This window comes from Aeromonas sp. HMWF015, from assembly GCF_963878965.1.
Classification (GTDB): domain Bacteria; phylum Pseudomonadota; class Gammaproteobacteria; order Enterobacterales; family Aeromonadaceae; genus Aeromonas; species Aeromonas veronii.
In genome coordinates this window covers 2,847-4,435 of sequence record NZ_CAWNZT010000398.1, presented here as the reverse complement: position 1 = coordinate 4,435, position 1,589 = coordinate 2,847, and the positions used below count along the sequence as shown (strand labels likewise).

General features: G+C 53.7%; 2 protein-coding genes and 3 tRNA genes. All 5 read left to right on the top strand.

What is annotated here, in order from left to right; all coding sequences use genetic code 11:
* Nucleotides 1-709: aspartate kinase (locus AACS18_RS23680; RefSeq protein ID WP_258228781.1), on the top strand; the 709-nt coding region annotated here is incomplete at its 5' end.
* 103 nt (nt 710-812) lie between these two features.
* A complete protein-coding gene (csrA, locus tag AACS18_RS20525; protein ID WP_005336053.1) occupies nt 813-1,001 on the top strand; it encodes a carbon storage regulator CsrA in 189 nt (62 codons plus the stop codon).
* A gap of 213 nt (nt 1,002-1,214) precedes the next feature.
* Nucleotides 1,215-1,307 (top strand) — tRNA-Ser (locus AACS18_RS20520).
* Nucleotides 1,308-1,310: 3 nt separating this feature from the next.
* Nucleotides 1,311-1,387, top strand: a tRNA-Arg gene (locus AACS18_RS20515).
* Between the two features lie 25 nt (nt 1,388-1,412).
* Nucleotides 1,413-1,489: transfer RNA gene (locus tag AACS18_RS20510), tRNA-Arg, on the top strand.
* Nucleotides 1,490-1,589 lie beyond the last annotated feature (100 nt).

Sequence of the window (1,589 nt, the reverse complement as noted above, 5' to 3'; positions counted from 1 at the left end):
GGTATACACCACGGATCCGCGCATCGAGCCCAAGGCGCGTCGTCTCGACACCATCACCTTCGAGGAGATGCTGGAGATGGCCAGTCTCGGCGCCAAGGTGCTGCAGATCCGCTCGGTGGAGTTTGCGGGCAAGTACCGCGTCCCGCTGCGGGTGCTGTCGAGCTTTATCGATGGAGAGGGAACCTTAATCACATATGGAGGTGATAGGATGGAAGCTCCCCTGGTATCCGGGATCGCTTTTAACCGCAACGAGGCCAGCCTGACCATTCTGGGCGTGCCGGACAGACCAACCGTTGCCGCGCAGATCCTGAATCCGATCAGCGACGCCAACATTGATGTCGACATGATTGTGCAGAACACCCTGGGAGATGGCACCGCCGACTTCACCTTCACGGTGAATCGTGACGACTATCGCCGCGCCCGGGCACTGCTGGAGGAGACCGCCACCGAACTTGGCGCCTCCTGCGTGCAGGGAAATGGCGAAATTGCCAAGGTTTCCATTGTCGGTGTCGGCATGTGGAACCATCCCGGTGTTGCGCGCACCATGTTCAAGGTATTGGGCGAGGAGGGGATCAACATGCAGTTGATCTCGACCTCTGAAATCAAAATCTCTGTGGTGATTGACGAGAAGTATCTGGAGCTGGCGGTGCGAGCCCTGCACGCGGCTTTCGGGTTGGATCAGGCACCGCAAGAGCAGCCCTTGGGCTAACAATCTCTGATTGATTTAGTTTCAACCATTTACCATATCGGTATCTTTGTTAGATAATGTCGCATATCGATATAAAAACAAAACAGGATACAGGAGCAAGCGAATGCTTATTTTGACTCGTCGTGTTGGGGAAACCCTGATGATTGGTGATGAAGTGACTGTCACCGTACTGGGCGTTAAAGGCAACCAGGTCCGTATCGGTGTTAACGCGCCGAAAGAGGTCTCCGTACACCGCGAAGAGATCTACCAGCGCATCCAGGCCGAGAAAGTTCCGGGCCAACCGGGCTTCTAAGCCACTTTCATGGCTGTGACAAGGCGACACCTCATGTGTCGCCTTTTGTTTTTCCGGTCCCCTGAAATCGCCCTGCAGGGCGCGAAACTGCGGGATAAGTGCCGATATTGTTTGAATATTCCACGCTTTGACCAAATGCTGAGCGAACGCACTTTTTTCTCCAAAAAAGTGTTTGACTAAAAATCCCTGTGAAGTATTATCAGCCCCGCAAACGGAGAGGTGGCCGAGAGGCTGAAGGCGCTCCCCTGCTAAGGGAGTATGCGGTTTATACCCGCATCGGGGGTTCGAATCCCCCCTTCTCCGCCATTTGCGCCCGTAGCTCAGCTGGATAGAGTACCTGGCTACGAACCAGGTGGTCAGAGGTTCGAATCCTCTCGGGCGCACCATTTAAAACGACACAACGATTTATGAGCGCCCGTAGCTCAGCTGGATAGAGTACCTGGCTACGAACCAGGTGGTCAGAGGTTCGAATCCTCTCGGGCGCACCATATTACGACTCAAGCAAGAGTCATGTGTTGACCATCAGCAAGTCGACACTTTGGAAAAGGCTTACTGATAAGTAAGCTTTTTTTATCGTTTTAAAACAGG